15 protein-coding genes and 1 pseudogene are annotated in these 16646 nt (G+C 67.9%); 5 read left to right on the top strand and 11 right to left on the bottom strand.

Going from position 1 to position 16646, the window contains the following annotated elements; translation table 11 throughout:
• Nucleotides 1-11: 11 nt before the first annotated feature.
• Nucleotides 12-1151: a glutamate 5-kinase gene (locus tag YS110_10440; GenBank protein UJB65138.1), complete on the top strand. Its 1140-nt coding sequence runs from the start codon at nt 12-14 to the stop codon at nt 1149-1151.
• A gap of 36 nt (nt 1152-1187) precedes the next feature.
• On the opposite strand, the gene YS110_10435 is transcribed toward YS110_10440, so the two are convergent.
• On the bottom strand, nt 1188-1835 hold the full coding sequence (locus tag YS110_10435) for an RNA pyrophosphohydrolase (GenBank protein ID UJB65137.1): 648 nt from the start codon (nt 1833-1835) through the stop codon (nt 1188-1190).
• 90 nt (nt 1836-1925) lie between these two features.
• Between YS110_10435 and YS110_10430 the strand changes: the two genes are divergently transcribed.
• Entirely contained in the window at nt 1926-3671 is a 1746-nt protein-coding gene (locus YS110_10430; protein ID UJB65136.1) for a proline--tRNA ligase, read from the top strand.
• A gap of 8 nt (nt 3672-3679) precedes the next feature.
• Nucleotides 3680-4354 carry a lytic transglycosylase domain-containing protein gene (locus tag YS110_10425; GenBank protein ID UJB65135.1) on the top strand — a complete coding sequence of 225 codons (675 nt, stop codon included), beginning with the start codon at nt 3680-3682 and terminating at the stop codon, nt 4352-4354.
• Nucleotides 4355-4503: 149 nt separating this feature from the next.
• Here the strand turns inward: YS110_10425 and YS110_10420 are convergent, their stop codons facing one another.
• From YS110_10420 to YS110_10400, 5 genes are all read right to left on the bottom strand, one after another.
• Nucleotides 4504-5817 (bottom strand): HlyC/CorC family transporter, encoded by a 1314-nt coding sequence (locus tag YS110_10420; GenBank protein ID UJB65134.1) that lies wholly within the window; start codon nt 5815-5817, stop codon nt 4504-4506.
• A 78-nt stretch (nt 5818-5895) separates the two neighbouring features.
• Nucleotides 5896-6222, bottom strand: coding sequence for a Grx4 family monothiol glutaredoxin (gene grxD / locus YS110_10415; GenBank protein UJB65133.1), 327 nt, complete (start codon nt 6220-6222; stop codon nt 5896-5898).
• Between the two features lie 125 nt (nt 6223-6347).
• Nucleotides 6348-7178 carry a peptide chain release factor N(5)-glutamine methyltransferase gene (gene prmC, locus YS110_10410; protein ID UJB65132.1) on the bottom strand — a complete coding sequence of 277 codons (831 nt, stop codon included), beginning with the start codon at nt 7176-7178 and terminating at the stop codon, nt 6348-6350.
• Between the two features lie 55 nt (nt 7179-7233).
• A complete protein-coding gene (gene prfA, locus YS110_10405; protein UJB65131.1) occupies nt 7234-8316 on the bottom strand; it encodes a peptide chain release factor 1 in 1083 nt (360 codons plus the stop codon).
• A gap of 108 nt (nt 8317-8424) precedes the next feature.
• Nucleotides 8425-9744 (bottom strand): glutamyl-tRNA reductase, encoded by a 1320-nt coding sequence (locus YS110_10400; GenBank protein UJB65130.1) that lies wholly within the window; start codon nt 9742-9744, stop codon nt 8425-8427.
• A gap of 83 nt (nt 9745-9827) precedes the next feature.
• Between YS110_10400 and YS110_10395 the strand changes: the two genes are divergently transcribed.
• Nucleotides 9828-10103 carry a hypothetical protein gene (locus YS110_10395; protein ID UJB67417.1) on the top strand — a complete coding sequence of 92 codons (276 nt, stop codon included), beginning with the start codon at nt 9828-9830 and terminating at the stop codon, nt 10101-10103.
• A gap of 12 nt (nt 10104-10115) precedes the next feature.
• On the opposite strand, the gene ugpQ is transcribed toward YS110_10395, so the two are convergent.
• The 5 genes and pseudogenes from ugpQ to ugpB all read right to left on the bottom strand — a co-directional run bounded on the left by ugpQ (nt 10116) and on the right by ugpB (nt 15157).
• Nucleotides 10116-10871, bottom strand: a complete 756-nt coding sequence (gene ugpQ, locus YS110_10390; protein ID UJB65129.1) for a glycerophosphodiester phosphodiesterase — start codon at nt 10869-10871, stop codon at nt 10116-10118.
• Nucleotides 10868-11890 carry a sn-glycerol-3-phosphate import ATP-binding protein UgpC gene (locus YS110_10385; protein ID UJB65128.1) on the bottom strand — a complete coding sequence of 341 codons (1023 nt, stop codon included), beginning with the start codon at nt 11888-11890 and terminating at the stop codon, nt 10868-10870. Before YS110_10385 ends, ugpQ begins: the two co-directional genes overlap by 4 nt.
• Before the next feature lie 63 nt (nt 11891-11953).
• On the bottom strand, nt 11954-12805 hold the full coding sequence (gene ugpE / locus YS110_10380) for a sn-glycerol-3-phosphate ABC transporter permease UgpE (GenBank protein UJB65127.1): 852 nt from the start codon (nt 12803-12805) through the stop codon (nt 11954-11956).
• A gap of 84 nt (nt 12806-12889) precedes the next feature.
• Nucleotides 12890-13771: a sn-glycerol-3-phosphate ABC transporter permease UgpA gene (gene ugpA / locus YS110_10375; GenBank protein UJB65126.1), complete on the bottom strand. Its 882-nt coding sequence runs from the start codon at nt 13769-13771 to the stop codon at nt 12890-12892.
• A gap of 69 nt (nt 13772-13840) precedes the next feature.
• Nucleotides 13841-15157 (bottom strand): annotated as a pseudogene (gene ugpB, locus YS110_10370) (sn-glycerol-3-phosphate ABC transporter substrate-binding protein UgpB).
• Between the two features lie 245 nt (nt 15158-15402).
• On the opposite strand from ugpB, the gene serA reads away from it, so the two are divergent.
• Nucleotides 15403-16635: a phosphoglycerate dehydrogenase gene (gene serA, locus YS110_10365; protein UJB65125.1), complete on the top strand. Its 1233-nt coding sequence runs from the start codon at nt 15403-15405 to the stop codon at nt 16633-16635.
• Nucleotides 16636-16646: the final 11 nt, after the last annotated feature.

The following is a 16646-nucleotide window of genomic DNA, read 5'->3' as shown; positions in this document are numbered from 1 at the left end:
AAAGACCAAAAATGAATTCCAGTGTGTTGCGCGATGCCCGCCGCATCGTGGTGAAGGTGGGCTCCAGCCTGGTGACCAACGAAGGCCGGGGGCTTGACGAATCGGCCATTGCGCAGTGGTGCCGCCAGCTGGCGGCGCTGGTGCAGGGCGACGGCGCGGGGCGGCGCGAGGTCATCATGGTGTCCAGTGGTGCCATTGCCGAGGGCATGAAGCGCCTGGGCTGGAGTGCCCGGCCCAGCGAAGTGCATGAGCTGCAGGCCGCCGCCGCCGTGGGGCAGATGGGCCTGGCGCAGATGTACGAGACCAAGCTGCGCGAGCAGGGGCTGCGCAGCGCGCAGGTGCTGCTCACCCACGCCGACCTGGCCGACCGCGAGCGCTACTTGAACGCGCGCTCCACGCTGCTGACGCTGCTGCAACTCGGCGTGCTGCCGGTCATCAACGAGAACGACACCGTCGTCAACGACGAAATCAAGTTTGGCGACAACGACACCCTGGGCGCGCTGGTGGCCAATCTGGTCGAGGCCGACGTGCTCGTCATCCTCACCGACCAGAAGGGCCTCTATACCGCCGACCCGCGCAAGGACCCATCCGCGCAGTTCGTGCATGAGGCGCGTGCGGGCGATCCGGCGCTGGAGGCCATGGCCGGTGGCGCGGGCTCCAGCATCGGCAAGGGTGGCATGATCACCAAGATCGTGGCGGCCAAGCGCGCCGCGGGCTCGGGTGCCTCCACGGTGATCGCCTGGGGGCGCGAACCGGACGTCCTGGTGCGTCTGGCACAGGGCGAGGCCATTGGCACACTGCTGGTGGCCCAAACCGCCAAGACCCAGGCGCGCAAGCAGTGGATGGTGGATCACCTGCAGCTGCGCGGTGCCGTCGTGGTCGATGCCGGCGCCGCCGCCAAGCTGTGCGGCGAAGGCAAGAGCCTGCTGCCCATCGGCATGACCCTGGTCGAGGGCGAATTCTCGCGCGGCGACGTGATCGCCATCCGGGATGCGGATGGGCGGGAAATTGCCCGGGGCCTGGCCAACTACGCCAGCGCCGAGGCACGCCTGCTGTGCCGCAAGCCGTCCAGTGCGTTCGAGCAACTGCTGGGCTATGCGGCAGAACCTGAAATGGTGCACCGCGACAACCTGGTGCTGGTGGGGCGCTGACCCCGCATGAAAAAAAGCCCGCTGCAGCGGGCTTTCTTAATTGGCGGGAGGGGCAGGGCAGGCAGGTGCTTCGCTGGCCTGGGGATCGGGATCGAAGCTCGCTCCCGGCGGCAGCTCCATGCCGGAGGGACGTTGCAGGCTGTGCGCAGCGTGGGGCGGTTGCTGTTCCCTGGTGCGCATGCCGCTGCGCAGATACCGGTTGCGCTGGTCCTGGCGTGGAAGGAAGCGCGCCAGCTCGGTCAACGCCATCTCGTAGACCCCGCGCTTGAACTCGACCACCACGTCCAGCGGCACCCAGTAGTCGTTCCAGCGCCACGCATCGAATTCGGGGTGGTCGGTGGCGCGCAGGTTCAGATCCCAGTCGTGCCCCACCAGCTGCAGCAGGTACCAGATTTGTTTCTGGCCTTTGTAATGGCCGCGCGCGTCGCGGCGGATATACCGGTCAGGCACCTCGTAGCGCAACCAATCCCGGGTGCGGGCCACCACGCGTACATGGTGGGGATGGAGCCCCACCTCCTCGTGCAGCTCGCGGAACATGGCCTGCTCGGGGGATTCGCCCCGGTCGATGCCGCCCTGCGGAAACTGCCAGCTGTGGGTGCGTATGCGCTTGCCCCAGAACACCTGGTTCCTGTGGTTGAGCAGGATGATGCCGACGTTGGGCCTGAAGCCGTCCCGGTCAAGCATAATCTAACCCCAATTTTTAAACTGCAGCCATTATGCCTGCTGCCCTGTACCTGCCAAGGGTACTTGCCCGAATAGCCCGATTGCCCATCCATGAAAGCCTCCCAATTCTTCATCTCGACCCTCAAGGAAGCCCCGGCGGACGCCGAGGTGGCCAGCCACAAGCTCATGATGCGGGCCGGGCTCATCAAGAAGCTGGGGGCCGGCATCTATAACTACATGCCGATGGGACTGCGCGTCATCCGCAAGGTCGAGGCCATCGTGCGCGAGGAAATGAACCGCGCGGGCGCGGTGGAGTGCGCCATGCCCGTGGTGCAGCCGGCGGAGCTGTGGCAGGAGACGGGGCGCTTCGAGAAGATGGGCCCCGAGCTGCTGCGCATCAAGGACCGCCATGACCGCGATTTCGTGATCCAGCCGACCAGCGAGGAAGTGGTCACCGACATCGCCCGCCAGGAACTGCGCAGCTACAAGCAACTGCCCAAGAACCTGTACCAGATCCAGACCAAGTTCCGCGACGAGCGCCGTCCACGCTTCGGCCTGATGCGCGGGCGCGAGTTCATCATGAAGGATGCCTATTCCTTCGACCGCGACCCGGCCAGCGCCAAGGCCAGCTACCAGGTCATGGCGGCAGCCTACCGCCGCATCTTCGACCGCTTCGGCCTGCGCTACCGTGCCGTGGCCGCCGACAGCGGCGCCATCGGCGGCGACCTGAGCGAGGAATTCCAGGTCATCGCCGCGACCGGCGAGGACGCCATCGTCTACTGCCCGCAAAGCGACTACGCCGCCAACATGGAAAAGGCCGAGGCGCTCGCGCCCGCCGCCCCGCGCCCGGGTGCCTCGGCGCCCATGGCCAGGACGCCCACCCCGGGCAAGGCCACCTGCGCCGACGTGGCGCAGTTGCTTGGCGTACCGTTGTCCACCACCGTGAAGTCGCTGGTGCTGGCTACCGACACGCTGAACGACGCCGGCGACATCGTGGGCTCGCAGGTCTGGCTGCTGCTGTTGCGCGGCGACCATGACATGAACGAGATCAAGGTCTCCAAGGTGCCTGGGCTGGACAAGGGCTTCCGCTTCGCCACTCTGGCCGAGATCGAAGACCATTTCGGCTGCAAGCCGGGCTACCTGGGCCCCATGGGCCTGAAGAAGCCGGTGAAGGTGATTGCCGACCGCGAAGTGGCCGTGATGGCCGACTGGATTTGCGGCGCCAACGAGGCCGATTACCACATCACCGGCGTGAACTGGGCGCGCGACCTGCCCGAGCCCGACACCGTGGCCGACCTGCGCAACGTCGTGGCGGGCGACAAGTCGCCCGACGGTGCGGGCGAACTGGCCATCGAGCGCGGCATCGAGGTGGGCCACGTGTTCTACCTCGGCACCAAGTATTCCAAGGCCATGAACGCCACCTTCCTCGGCGAGGACGGCAAGCCGGCGTTCTTCGAGATGGGCTGCTACGGCATCGGCATCACCCGCCTGCCTGCCGCCGCCATCGAGCAGAACCACGATGAGCGCGGCATCATCTGGCCCGACGCCATCGCCCCCTTCACCGTGGTCGTCTGCCCGGTCGGCATGGACCGCAGCGAGGCCGTGAAGGCCACGGCCGAGCAGCTCTACGCCGACCTGCTCGCGGCGGGCGTGGACGTGATCCTGGACGACCGCGGCGAGCGCCCCGGCGCCATGTTCGCCGATTGGGAACTGATCGGCGTGCCCCACCGCGTCACCATCGGCGACAAGAGCCTGAAGGATGGCGTGGTCGAATACCAGCACCGGCGCGACGCCGCCGCCACCAAGGTGGCGGTGGGCGACATCGCGGCCCATGTGAGGGGCCGGCTGTCGGCATGAGCACGGCCATGAGCACTTCTGTATCCCGCCGTCACTGCCTGGTGCGCTGCGCCGCCTGGGGCGTGGCCGGCCCGGCCTCGTGGCTGGCGCTGCCTGGCACCGCCCACGCGGGGGGGCAACTGGAGGAGCCGCTGGTGGATTCGGTGCGCACCGCACTCAGTTCCGCTGTGGCCAACCAGGCGCCGCCGGAGCCCGACTTCTTCACCACCGAGGCGCGCCTACACTACCTGCGCTGGCTCGGCACCATGAGCGACCGCCTGCGCCGCCGCAAGCCCGACTGGGAGGTGCGCCGCGACTTCCTGCAGACCGCGTGGTACGAGGCCAAGCGCGCGGGGCTCGACGTGTCGCTGGTGCTCGGGCTGATCCAGGTGGAGAGCGCGTTCCGCAAGTACGCCGTCTCCAGCGTGGGCGCGCGCGGCTACATGCAGGTCATGCCGTTCTGGACGCGCGTGATCGGCGACGGCGATGCCGGCAAGCTGTTCCACATGCAGACCAACCTGCGCTTCGGCTGCGTCATCCTGCGCCACTACATCGAGCGCGAACGTGGCGACCTGTTCATGGCCCTGGGGCGCTACAACGGCAGCCGGGGCAAGTCGCCCTACCCGGACGCGGTGTTCGGCGCCCAGCGCAACTGGGTCTTTCCGCCGCCGCTGCAGACGGCGGAACTGCGCTCAAACGGCTGAGAAGGTGTGAACGAATCCGCCATGCCCGCTCATCCCGCAAAAACGCACGCCCTCGGCGTTGCAAATGCTCGCCATAGCCCGCGCTATGGCTGCGCTTTGCGCCTTGATGGCGCACGTTTGTGCGGCCCGCTCGGGCACGCCGGATTCATTCACACCTTCTGAGGGGACACCGCCTCCAGGGGCAGGCGCGACACCATCACCTGGTCGATGCGGTAGCTGTCCACGTCCAGCACCTCGAATTTGTAGCCGCCGAAGGTCACGCTGTCAGTGCGCCGGGGCACGCGGCGCAGCATCACCATCAGGAAGCCGGCCAGGGTCTCGTACTCCTCGGCGTGCGGCAGCGCATCGAGCTGCAGCGCGTGCAGCACATCCTCGATGGGCGTCACGCCGTCGATCAGCCACGAGTTCTCGTCGCGGCGCACGATCTGTTCCTCGTCCGTCGGGCCCACCAGGCCGCCCATCACCGTGCTCATCACGTCATTGAGCGTGACCACGCCCACCACCAGGCTGTATTCGTTCACGATCACGGCGAAATCCTCGTGCACTTGCTGAAACTGCTCCAGCACCTCGGCCAGCGTGAGCCGGTCGGGCACGATCAGCACCTTGCGCAGCAGGCTGTCGTCGGCCAGCGAAAGCGCCTGGTTGTTCAGCACGCGCTGGAACAGGTCCTTGGCATCCACATAGCCCACCACGTGGTCGATGTCGCCGTCGCACACCGGGTAGGTGGAGAACGGCTCGGCGGCGATGCGCACGCGGATCACCGTGTCCGGATCGTCGCGCAGGAAGTAGGCGATGCGGTCGCGCTGCGTCATGGCCGATGCCACGGTGCGCGAATCCAGCTCGAACACGTTGGTGATCACCTGCTGCTCGCGCGCGGCCAGCACGCCGGCGCGGGCGCCGGCCTCCATCAGGGCCAGGATGTCGTCCGACGTGACGCGGTCGTCGCGCACCGTGGGCAGGCCCAGCAGCGCCGCCAGGCGGTTGGCCAGCCAGTTGAACAGCCACACCAGCGGCTTGAACAGCGCCGTGAGCCACTGCATGGGGTGGCTCACCAGAACCGCCAGCCGCTCCGGCTCGGCCATCGACAGGCGCTTGGGCAGCAGGTCGGCCAGCAGGATGAACAGCGAGGTGATGAGGACGAACGAGGCGAGAAAGCCCACCGTGGCCGCCGTCTCGGGCGCCAGCCAGGGCGCAAGCCAGCCGGAGAAATACGGCGTGAGCGCGCCTTCGCCCACCACGCCGCCCAGGATGGCCACGGCGTTCACCCCGATCTGCACCACGGTGAAATACTCGCCCGGCTGCTCCTGCGTGCGCATCACCAGCCCGGCGCGCGCGTCGCCTTCGTCCACCATCTGGCGCAGCCGCAGCTTGCGCGATGCGGCCAGCGAAATCTCGGCGATCGAGAAGAACGCGCTGGCGGCGATCAGCAGGACGATGGTCAGAAAGCTTTCGAGCAGACTCATGCGTGACAGTGTAGCCAGGGGCCATGTGGAACGAAAAAGCCGCCCGAAGGCGGCCCGGAAGCATGGCGCGGGGGGCGATCAGCCCTGCGCGCCCAGCAGTTGCTGCAGCTCGCCCGATTCGTACATCTCCATCATGATGTCCGAGCCGCCGATGAATTCGCCCTTCACGTAGAGCTGCGGGATCGTGGGCCAGCTGCTGTAGTCCTTGATGCCCTGGCGGATGGCGTCGTCCTCCAGCACGTTCACGGCGCCGATGTCCTTGGCATCGACGCCGCAGGCCTTGAGGATCTGCACCGCGCGGCCCGAGAAGCCGCACATGGGGAAGCTGGCCGTTCCCTTCATGAACAGCAGGATGTCGTTGGTTTTGACCAGTTGGTCGATGCGTTCGCGGGTAGCGTTGTCCATGGATACTCCTGAAAACGGGCCGCGCGCGGGGGACGTGTGGGTGCGCGCGGCGGTGGGGGCGATTATTTCACCCTTGGTGCATCTTTCGCGCCAAAGGGCTTTGGTGCGGCCCCCCTGAACACGTCCTAGCCGTCCCGGCGCCCGCCGGTGCAGCGGGCGATGCCCGCCAGGTCGTGGCGGCTGGCCACGGCGGCAAAGCCCGCCGCGCGCAGCAGCGCCTGCACCGCCTCAGCCTGGTCCCAGCCGTGTTCCAGCAGCAGCCAGCCGCCGGGCGCCAGGCGCGCGGGCGCCTGGGCGGTGATGGCGCGGATGTCGTCCAGCCCGTCGGCGCCGCTGGCCAGGGCCGACAGCGGCTCGTGCGTGAGCGCGGCCAGGTGCGGGTCGTCCGCCCGGATGTAGGGCGGGTTGGAGACGATGGCGTCGAACGGCCCGGCCACGCCGTCGAGCCAGTGGCTGCGCACGAAGCGCACCGGCAGGCCCAGCCGCGCGGCGTTGGCCTGCGCCACGGCCAGCGCGCCGGCGCTGGCGTCCACGGCCAGCACCTGGGCGTCGGGGCGCTGGCTTTGCAGGGCCAGGGCGATGGCGCCGCTGCCGGTGCCCAGGTCGGCGATGCGCGGCGCGGCGCACGGCGCGAGCAGCTCCAGCGCCCAGTCCACCAGGGTCTCGGTGTCGGGGCGCGGGTCGAGCACGCGCGCATCCACGGCCAGCGGCAGGCCATAGAAGGCCTTGCGCCCCGTCAGGTAGGCCACGGGCTCGCCCGCGGCGCGGCGCTGGCACAGGGCCTGGTAGGCGGCCAGCGTGCCGGCGGGCAGCGCATCGCCGTCGTGCGCCAGCAGCCAGGCGCGGTCGTGCGGGTCGCGGCCCAGGCTGTGCAGCAGCAGCATTTGCGCGTCGATGCGCGCCAGACCCAGGTGCTGCTGGGCGTGCTGCAAGGCGTTGTGCAGAGGGGTATTCACTATGGTTTCAGGAGCTGGTAGCGCTTGCCTGGCAAGGGTTGGAGGCCTTTTTCTTTCAAATCGAGGTTTCCAGCTCGGCCAGCAGCTCGGCCTCGCGCGCGTGCTGCAGGGCCTGCAGCACTTCGCCCAGGTCGCCCTCCATGATGGCCAGCAGCTTGTACAGCGTGAGGTTGATGCGGTGGTCGGTGAGCCGCCCTTGCGGGAAGTTGTAGGTGCGGATGCGGTCGCTGCGGTCGCCCGAGCCGATGAGGCCCTTGCGCAGCGCGGCTTCCTTGGCGGCGCGCTCGCTGCGCTCTTTCTCTTGAATGCGCGCCTGCAGCACCTGCAGCGCCTTGGCCTTGTTGCTGTGCTGGCTGCGCCCGTCCTGGCATTCGGCGACGATGCCGGTGGGAATGTGCACCACGCGCACGGCGGAGTCGGTCTTGTTGATGTGCTGGCCGCCCGCGCCGCTGGCGCGGAAGGTGTCGATGCGCAGGTCCGCCGGGTTCAGCGTGACGGCCTGTGTCTCGTCGGGCTCGGGCATCACGGCCACGGTGCAGGCGCTGGTGTGGATGCGGCCCTGCGTCTCGGTGGCGGGCACGCGCTGCACGCGGTGGCCGCCCGACTCGAAGCGCAGCGCGCCGTACACGTGGTCGCCTTCCACGCGCAGCACCACTTCCTTGTAGCCGCCGATCTCGCTCTCGTTGGCGCTCATGACCTCGATTTTCCAGCCCTGCGTGGCCGCGTAGCGCGTGTACATGCGCGCCAGGTCGCCGGCGAACAGGGCCGATTCGTCGCCACCCGTACCGGCGCGGATTTCGACGAAGGCGTTGCGCGCGTCGTCGGGGTCCTTCGGCAAAAGCAGGCGCTGCAATTCGTCTTCCAATTGCAGCAGCTCGGCCTCGGCGGCGGCGACTTCCTCCTGCGCCATCTCGGCCATGTCGGGGTCTTCGAGCATCTCGCGCGCGCCCGCCAGATCGGCCTCGCGCTGGCGGTAGCGTGCGTAGCGCCCGGCCACGGCGGTCACGTCGGCGTGCTCGCGCGAGATGGCGCGGTACTGCGCCATGTCGGCCATGATGTCTTCGCGCGAGAGCAGGAAGTCCAGCTCTTCGAGGCGCTGCGCGTAGCGTTCCAACTGGCTGCGGAGAAAGGATTTCATGGGAATCGGAGGGGTTTTGCTACCACCTTGGTAGCTGATGGCGCTTGCCTGGCAAGCGCTGGAGGCCGAAAAGGCTTGAAAAACGGAAGGCGGGCGCGTGCAGCGCCGCTACAGGCTGCTCTTGCTCTGCGAGCGCAGGAACAGGCGCGAGACGGTCTGCGCCGTTTGCGTGCGCGATTCGGCGTCGCCCGCGCGCAGCTCGGCCATGGTGCCGTGCAGCATCTTCTGCGTGAGGCCGCGCGACAGGGCTTCGAGCACGCTGTCGATGTCCTCGCCCTTGGCCAGCCGCTTCTTGGCGCGGGCGATCTCGAGCGCGCGCCATTCGTCGGCCTGGGCGTTGAGCTGCTGGATCAGCGGCACCACGCCGCCGGTGCCGCCGGCACCGCCCTGGGCTGGGCTGCGCAGCTCGACCCAGTGCAGAAAACTCTGCACGCCGGCGTCGATGATGGCCTCGGCCTGGGCCACGGCGGCCTGGCGGTTGGCGTGGGCCTTCTGCACCACGCTGGCCAAATCGTCCACGGTGTACAGGTACACGTCTTCGAGCTGCTGCACCTCGGGCTCGATGTCGCGCGGCACGGCCAGGTCGACCATGAAGATGGGGCGGTGGCGGCGCTTCTTCAGCGCGCTCTCCACGGCGCCCAGGCCGATGATGGGCAGGCTGCTGGCGGTGCAGCTCACCACCGCGTCGAACTCGTGCAGGCGCTCGGGCAGGTCGGCCATGCGCATGGCCTCGCCGCCGAAGCGCGTGGCCAGCTTCTCGCCGCGCTCCAGCGTGCGGTTGGCGATGGCGATGTGCTTCGGCGTCTTGGCCGCAAAGTGCGTGGCGCACAGCTCGATCATCTCGCCCGCGCCGACGAAGAGCACGCGGATCTGGCCCAGGTCCTCGAACAGCTGGCCCGCCAGGCGCACGGCGGCGGCGGCCATGCTGATGCTGTGCGCGCCGATGTCGGTGCTGGTGCGCACCTCCTTGGCCACGGCGAAGCTGCGCTGGAACAGCTGGTTCAGCGTGGTGCCCAGCGCGCCCGCGCCTTCGGCAGCGCGCACGGCGTCCTTCATCTGGCCGAGGATCTGCGCCTCGCCCAGCACCATGGAGTCGAGCCCGCTGGCCACGCGGAAGGCGTGGCGCGCGGCCAGTCCGTCCTGTAGGGTGTAGGAGTGCGAGCGCAGCACCGACGCATTCACGCCGCCCGTGTGCGCCAGCCAGCCCAGGGTGTGGTCCAGCGCGGGCTGCGTGGCGGCGCAGTAGATCTCGGTGCGGTTGCAGGTGGAAATGATGGCGGTCTCGACCGCCGGGTGGCGCGTGCCTTCGGTCAAGGCCTGGCGCAGGCCCTGCAGCGTGGGCGCGATCTGGTCAAGCGCGAACGCAAAACGGCCGCGCAGATCAAGCGGCGCGGTCGTATGGTTGATGCCGAGGGCCCAGACTGCCATGGGGGCGGATTATAAAATTCGCCGCTGCCCCTGCGGTGCCCCGGGAAATGGGTACTGCATATGTCTTGATTTACGTCACGCTCGTGGACTTCTTCGCCTTCCTCGGCCACCTGTTCAACTTCGCCGCGCCCGCGCTGTTCCTGGCGCTGCTGCTGGCGCTGGGTGGGCGTTTCTTTGGGCCCAAAGGGGCCTCGGCCCTTGCCTGGTATGCGCAAGCAGCTATCAATAGCGTAGTGGGCTGCGCCGTGCTGCTGGCCGGCCTGTGGTGGCTGGGGCGCGACGGCCGGATGCTCACCTACGCCGCGCTGGTGCTGGTGTGCGCGAGCTGCCAGTGGCTGCTGCAGCGTGGCTGGCGCTGAATTGGCGCTTTCTCAGCCTGCGGGGCAGAACAGATCCACCCGGTCGGTGATGACCCCGTCGGTGCCCAGGCCGGCCAGGCGCTGCGCCGCCGCTTCGTCGTTCACCGTGTAGCTCAGGCAGCGCAGGCCCGTGCCGTGCACGTGCGCGACCAGCGCGGCGTCCCACAGTGCGTGGTTCAGCACCATGGCCTGGCAGCCCAGGGCCAGGGCGGCTTGCACGTCGCCGCCATCCGGCGCCAGGCGGTCCACCAGCAGGCCGCGCGGCAGCGCCGGCGCGGCGGCGCGCGCGCCTTCCAGCGCGGCGGGCTGGAACGAGGTCAGCAGCGGCGCGGTGCGGGCGGCGGGCCACAGCCGCGCCAGCAGCACGGCCACGGCGCGGCCCGTGGCGTCTTCGGTGCCCGGGGTGGGCTTGATCTCCACGTTCAGGTCCAGGCCATTGGCGAGGCACCAGCGCACCACGTTTTCCAGCGTGGGCAGGGGCTCGCCCGCGTAGGCGCGCGAATGCCAGGCGCCTGCGTCGAGCCGGGCCAGCGCCCCCCAGGGCAGGTCGCCCGCGGTGCCCTGGCCGCTGGTGGTGCGCTCCAGCGTGGCGTCGTGCAGCAGGAAGGGCACGCCGTCGCTGCTGAGCTTGGCGTCGCACTCGAACATGCGCCAGCCGTGCCGCGCGCCCAGGCGGAAGGCGGCCAGGGTGTTCTCGGGCGCGAGCTTGCCGGCGCCGCGGTGGGCGATCCAGCGGGGGTAGGGCCAGGCGGGGAGGGACGTGTTCATGCCGTGATCCTATGGCCTGTCGCCTGGTCGAACCAGTGCAGGCGGTCGGCGCGCGCGGCGATGCGCGTGGTTTCGCCGGGCTTGGGGTAGGGGCGTCCTTCCTCGACGCGCACGGTCACGTCCTCGCCGCCCACCTTGCCGTAGAGCAGGCGCTCGGCGCCGAGCAGCTCGACGGTTTCGACGGTGAATTCCCAGCCGCCGCTACCGTCGCCGGGCGCCAGGTCGATGTGCTCGGGCCGCACGCCCAGGATGCGCCCGGCCTGGCCGCCGGGCGCATGCTTGAGCAGGTTCATGGGCGGCGAGCCGATGAAGCTGGCGACGAAGGTGGAGGCGGGCTGGTGGTAGACCTCCTCGGGCGTGCCGAACTGCTCGACGTTGCCGGCGTTCATGACGATCATGCGCTGCGCCAGCGTCATGGCCTCGACCTGGTCGTGCGTGACGAACAGGCTGGTGATGCCCAGCTCGGCGTGCAGTTTCTGGATCTCGATGCGGGTCTGGCCGCGCAGCTTGGCGTCGAGGTTGGACAGCGGCTCGTCGAACAGGAACACCTGGGGCTCGCGCACGATGGCGCGGCCCATGGCCACGCGCTGGCGCTGGCCGCCCGAGAGCTCGCGCGGCTTGCGCTCCAACAGGTGCGAGAGTTCGAGGATCCTGGCGGCCTTGTCCACGCGGCGGCGGATTTCGTCCTTGGGCACCTTGGCGAGCTTGAGGCCGTAGGCCATGTTCTCGTAGTTGCTCATGTGCGGGTACAGCGCGTAGTTCTGGAACACCATGGCGATGTTGCGCTTGGCCGGCTCCAGGCCGTTCACCACGCGGTCGCCGATGCGCAGCTCGCCGCCGGTGATTTCCTCCAGCCCGGCGATCATGCGCAGCAGCGTGGATTTGCCGCAGCCCGAGGGGCCGACCAGCACGATGAATTCGCCATCCGCGATCTCGGCGTTCACGCCGTGGATCACCGGGTGGGCCTTCGGCCCGTGGCCGTAGCGCTTGACGATGTTGCGCAGGGAGATGGATGCCATGTTTGCAATCGGTTTGATAGCTGCCAGCGCTTGATGGGCAAGGGCTGGAGCCGGTTTTGATGCTTATTTTTCGGTGTCGACCAGGCCCTTGACGAACCACTTCTGCATCAGGATCACCACGGCCGTGGGCGGCAGCATGGCGAGGATGGCCGTGGCCATGGCGACGTTCCAGTCGATGGCGGCATCGCCGCCCGTGGCCACCATGCTCTTGATGCCGATGACGATGGGGTACATGTCCTCGGTGGTGGTCATCAAGAGCGGCCACAGGTACTGGTTCCAGCCGTAGATGAACTGGATCACGAACAGCGCGGCGATCGAGGTGCGCGACAGCGGCACCAGGATGTCGAGAAAGAAGCGCATGGGGCCGGCGCCGTCGATGCGCGCGGCCTCCACCAGCTCGTCGGGCACGGTGAGGAAGAACTGGCGGAACAGGAAGGTGGCCGTGGCCGAGGCGATGAGCGGCAGCGTCAGGCCCGCATAGCTGTTGAGCAGGCCCAGGTCGGCCACCACCTTATAGGTGGGCAGGATGCGCACTTCCACCGGCAGCATGAGCGTCAGGAAGATGGCCCAGAAGCACAGCATCTTGAACGGGAAGCGGAAGTACACGATGGCGAAGGCCGACAGCAGCGAGATGGCGATCTTGCCCACGGTGATGACCATGGCCACCACGAAGCTGACCCACATCATGTGCGCCGCCGTGGTGTTGGAGCCGAGCTTGCCCGCGCCGAACAGCGCGGCCTTGTAGCTTTCCCACATGTGGCTGCCGGGCAGCAGCGGCATGGGCACCTGCACGATGGCGTCCGGCGTGTGGGTGGAGGCCACGAAGGCCAGGTAGAGCGGAAAGGCCACCACGGCCACGCCGAGGACCATGACGGCGTGCGACAGGAGAGTGAGCCAGGGGCGGCGGTCGATCATGGCAGTGCCGCCCGGCCGCCCGAAGGCACTGACTCGCCCCCTCGGGGGGCGGCGATACGCGAAGCGATGAGCGTGGGGGTCATTTCAGTACTGCACTTTCTTTTCGACGTAGCGGAACTGCACCACGGTGAGCGCGATGACGATCACCATCAGCACCACCGACTGCGCGGCCGAGCCGCCCAGGTCGAGCGCCTTGAAGCCGTCCTGGTACACCTTGTAGACCAGGATGGAGGTGGATTGCCCCGGTCCGCCGTGCGTGGTGGCATCGACGATGCCGAAGGTGTCGAAGAAGGCGTAGACGATGTTGATGACCAGGAGGAAGAAGGTGGTGGGCGAGAGCAGCGGAAGCTGGATGCTCCAGAAGCGCCGCCACGGGCCGGCGCCGTCGATCGAGGCGGCCTCGATCAGCGACTTGGGGATCGACTGCAGGCCCGCCAGGAAGAACAGGAAGTTGTACGAGATCTGCTTCCACACCGAGGCGATGACGATCAGCGCCATGGCCTGGTTGTCGTTCATCAGGTGGTTCCAGGTGTAGCCCAGCTTGCCCAGCCCGTAGGCCAGCACGCCGATCGAGGGCGAGAAGATGAACATCCACAGCACCCCGGCGATGACCGGCGCCACGGCGTACGGCATGATGAGCAGCGTCTTGTAGACCAGCGCGCCGCGCGTGATGCGGTCGGCGAAGATCGCCAGCACCAGCGCCAGCACGATGCCCACGCCCGCCACCAGCACCGAGAACAGCGCGGTGATCTTGAACGAATCCAGGTAGGCCGCGTCGTCCCACAGGCGCCGGAAATTCTCCAGGCCGACGAACTCGCGGCTCATGCCGAAGGCATCCTCCATCTGCACCGACTGCAGGATGGCCTGGCTCGCGGGCCAGAAGAAGAACACGCCCACGATGGCCAACTGGGGCAGCAGCAGCGCCCAGGGCAGCCAGCGGGAGCGGAAGAGGACACGTTTTTCCATGAAGGTCGTTCCAGAAACGGCAAAAAGCCTCCGCGCCCGTGGGCGGCGGAGGCCGAGGCGGAAGGCCGCTTACTTGCCCTTGTTGGCCTGCTCGAAGCGCGCGAGCAGCTCGTTGCCGCGCTTGACGATGGCGTCCAGCGCTTCCTGGGGCGTCTTCTTGCCGGCCCAGACCAGTTCCAGCTCCTCGTCTTCGATGGTGCGGATCTGCAGGTAGTTGCCCAGGCGGATGCCGCGCGACTTGTCGGTCACCTTGCGGATCATCTGCGTCACGGCCACGTCGGTGCCGGGGCGTTGCTGGTAGAAGCCCGATTTGTCGGTCAGCTCGTAGGCGCCCATGGTGATGGGCAGGTAGCCGGTGCGCTGGTGGCTGGCGGCCTGCACCTTGGTCTGCGACAGGAAGTCGAAGAACCGGGCCACGCCCTTGTATTCCTCGGGCTTCTTGCCCGCCATGACCCACAGGGAGCCGCCGCCGATCACGGTGTTCTGCGGCGCGCCCTTCACGTCCGGGTAGTAGGGCAGGGGAGCCAGGCCGTAGGTGAACTTGGCGTTCTTCGCCACGTTGCCATAGAAGCCGGAGGAGGTCTGGATCATCGCGCACTCGCCCGAGACGAACGAGCCTTCGGCGTCGGCGTTGCGGCCCTTGTAGACGTACTCGCCGTTCTTCGCGGCCTGCGCCAGGTTCTCGATGTGGCGCAGGTGCAGCGGCGAGTTGACCTTCAGGCGCGCCTTGTAGCCTTCCTTGTCCAGGCCGTTCTGGTGCGTCGCGTACTCGACGTTGTGCCAGGCCGAGAACGATTCGAGCTGCGTCCACCCGTTCCAGGCCAGCGTCATGGGACAACTGTGGCCGCTGGCCTTGAGCTTCTTGGCCGCCTCGAACACCTCGGGCTAGGTGGCGGGGGCCTTGTCGGGGTTCAGGCCGGCCTTCCTGAAGGCGTCCTTGTTGTAATAGAAGATGGTGGTGGAGCTGTTGAACGGGAAGCTCAGCATCTGGCCGTTGGGCGCCGTGTAGTAGGCGGCCACGGCCGGCACGTATACGCTGGGGTCGAACGCCAGGCCGGCGTCCTGCATCACCTTGCCCACGGGCACGGTGGCGCCCTTGCTGGCCATCATGGTGGCCGTGCCGACCTCGAACACCTGCAGGATGTGCGGCGAGTTGCCCGCGCGGAACGAGGCGATGGCGGCCGTCATGCTCTCGGGGTAGGAGCCCTTGAACGTGGGCACCACCTTGTAGTCCTTCTGGCTTTCGTTGAACTGCCTGGCCAGGTCGTTGACCCACTCGTTGTTCACGGCGGTCATCGAATGCCACCATTGAATTTCGGTCTGCGCTTGCGCAGCCGCCGCAGTGGCGGCGATGGCTGCGGCCAAGGCCAGTTGCTTGAATTGCATGAAAGACTCCTGTTGGGATGGCAAGGGCCACCAAACGACCCAGGGTAGGGGGCGCCGATGACAGAACGGTGTCGTTGTCGCACAAGCCTCCCCTGGGTCACAACCGGGGGAAACCCGTCGTCAGCCTGCCGTCAGGGGCGCATTGTGACGAATGGCGCGGCGCTTGCCCAATAGCGGTGCATTCGCTAAGGTTTTGTGCGATGCAGCATGCTTGTCCCCTGTCACTTTCCGCCAAAGGCCCTCCCATGCTGCACAAGACATCCCTGGACAAAAGCAAGATCCGTTTCCTGTTGCTCGAAGGCATTCACCCCAGTGCCCAGGAGGTGCTGCGCGCGGCGGGCTATTCCCAGATCGAGGCCTTGCCCGGCGCGCTGGAGGGCGAGGCGCTGCAGCGCAAGATCGCCGATGCGCACTTCATCGGCGTGCGTTCGCGCACCCAGCTCACGGCCGAGGTGCTGGCGCATGCGCACAAGCTGGTGGCCATCGGGTGCTTCTGCATCGGCACCAACCAGGCGGACCTGCAGGCGGCGCGCGAGCGCGGCATCGCGGTGTTCAACGCGCCGTACTCCAACACGCGCTCGGTGGCCGAGCTGGTGCTGGCCGAAGCCATCCTGCTGCTGCGCGGCGTGCCCGCGCGCAATGCCGCCGCGCACCGCGGCGGCTGGCTCAAGAGCGCCGACAGCGCCTACGAGACCCGGGGCAAGACGCTGGGCATCGTCGGCTACGGCGCCATCGGCTCGCAGCTGTCGGTGCTGGCCGAGGCGCTGGGCATGCAGGTCGTCTTCCACGACGTGGTGGGCAAGCTGCCGCTGGGCAACGCGCGCCAGGCGGCGGGGCTGCACGCGCTGCTGGAGCAAAGCGACATCGTGAGCCTGCACGTGCCCGAGCTGCCTTCGACGCAGTGGATGATCGGCGCCGCCGAAATCGCCGCGATGAAGCCCGGCGCCATCCTCATCAACGCCTCGCGCGGCACCGTGGTCGAGATCGACCCGCTGGCCCAGGCGCTGCGCGAAGGCCGCCTGGCGGGTGCGGCGGTGGACGTGTTCCCCGTCGAACCCAAGAGCAACAAGGACGAATTCACCTCCCCGCTGCGCGGCCTGGACAACGTGATCCTGACGCCGCACATCGGCGGCTCCACGCAGGAGGCGCAGGCCAACATCGGCCTGGAAGTGGCGGAAAAGCTGGTGAAGTACAGCGACAACGGCACCAGCATCACCTCGGTCAACTTCCCCGAGGTGGCGCTGCCCGCGCACCCGGGCAAGCACCGCATCCTGCACGTGCACCACAACCAGCCGGGCGTGCTCTCGGCCATCAACCAGGTGTTCGCGGAACTGCGCGTCAACATTGCCGGCCAGTACCTGCAGACCGACGACAAGCTGGGCTACGTGGTCATCGACCTGGACGCGCAGTCCTCCGAACTGGCGCTGGAAAAACTCTCGCAGGTGGACGGCACCATCCGCTGCCGCGTGCTGTTCTAGATGGGGCGCAG

The sequence above is a fragment of the Acidovorax sp. YS12 genome, from assembly GCA_021496925.1.
Classification (GTDB): Bacteria; Pseudomonadota; Gammaproteobacteria; order Burkholderiales; family Burkholderiaceae_C; genus Paenacidovorax.
This window is presented reverse-complemented; position numbering and strand designations above follow the sequence as displayed.

Excerpts from the sequence above, each read along its gene's own strand:
- ugpQ (UJB65129.1), bottom strand. The coding sequence starts at position 10,871 with ATGAACACGTCCCTCCCCGCCTGGCCCTACCCCCGCTGGATCGCCCAC.
- ugpA (UJB65126.1), bottom strand. The coding sequence starts at position 13,771 with ATGGAAAAACGTGTCCTCTTCCGCTCCCGCTGGCTGCCCTGGGCGCTG.
- ugpE (UJB65127.1), bottom strand. The coding sequence starts at position 12,805 with ATGATCGACCGCCGCCCCTGGCTCACTCTCCTGTCGCACGCCGTCATG.
- grxD (UJB65133.1), bottom strand. The coding sequence starts at position 6,222 with ATGGACAACGCTACCCGCGAACGCATCGACCAACTGGTCAAAACCAAC.
- prfA (UJB65131.1), bottom strand. The coding sequence starts at position 8,316 with ATGAAATCCTTTCTCCGCAGCCAGTTGGAACGCTACGCGCAGCGCCTC.
- YS110_10440 (UJB65138.1), top strand. The coding sequence starts at position 12 with ATGAATTCCAGTGTGTTGCGCGATGCCCGCCGCATCGTGGTGAAGGTG.
- YS110_10420 (UJB65134.1), bottom strand. The coding sequence starts at position 5,817 with ATGAGTCTGCTCGAAAGCTTTCTGACCATCGTCCTGCTGATCGCCGCC.
- serA (UJB65125.1), top strand. The coding sequence starts at position 15,403 with ATGCTGCACAAGACATCCCTGGACAAAAGCAAGATCCGTTTCCTGTTG.
- YS110_10425 (UJB65135.1), top strand. The coding sequence starts at position 3,680 with ATGAGCACTTCTGTATCCCGCCGTCACTGCCTGGTGCGCTGCGCCGCC.
- YS110_10430 (UJB65136.1), top strand. The coding sequence starts at position 1,926 with ATGAAAGCCTCCCAATTCTTCATCTCGACCCTCAAGGAAGCCCCGGCG.
- YS110_10435 (UJB65137.1), bottom strand. The coding sequence starts at position 1,835 with ATGCTTGACCGGGACGGCTTCAGGCCCAACGTCGGCATCATCCTGCTC.
- YS110_10385 (UJB65128.1), bottom strand. The coding sequence starts at position 11,890 with ATGGCATCCATCTCCCTGCGCAACATCGTCAAGCGCTACGGCCACGGG.
- YS110_10400 (UJB65130.1), bottom strand. The coding sequence starts at position 9,744 with ATGGCAGTCTGGGCCCTCGGCATCAACCATACGACCGCGCCGCTTGAT.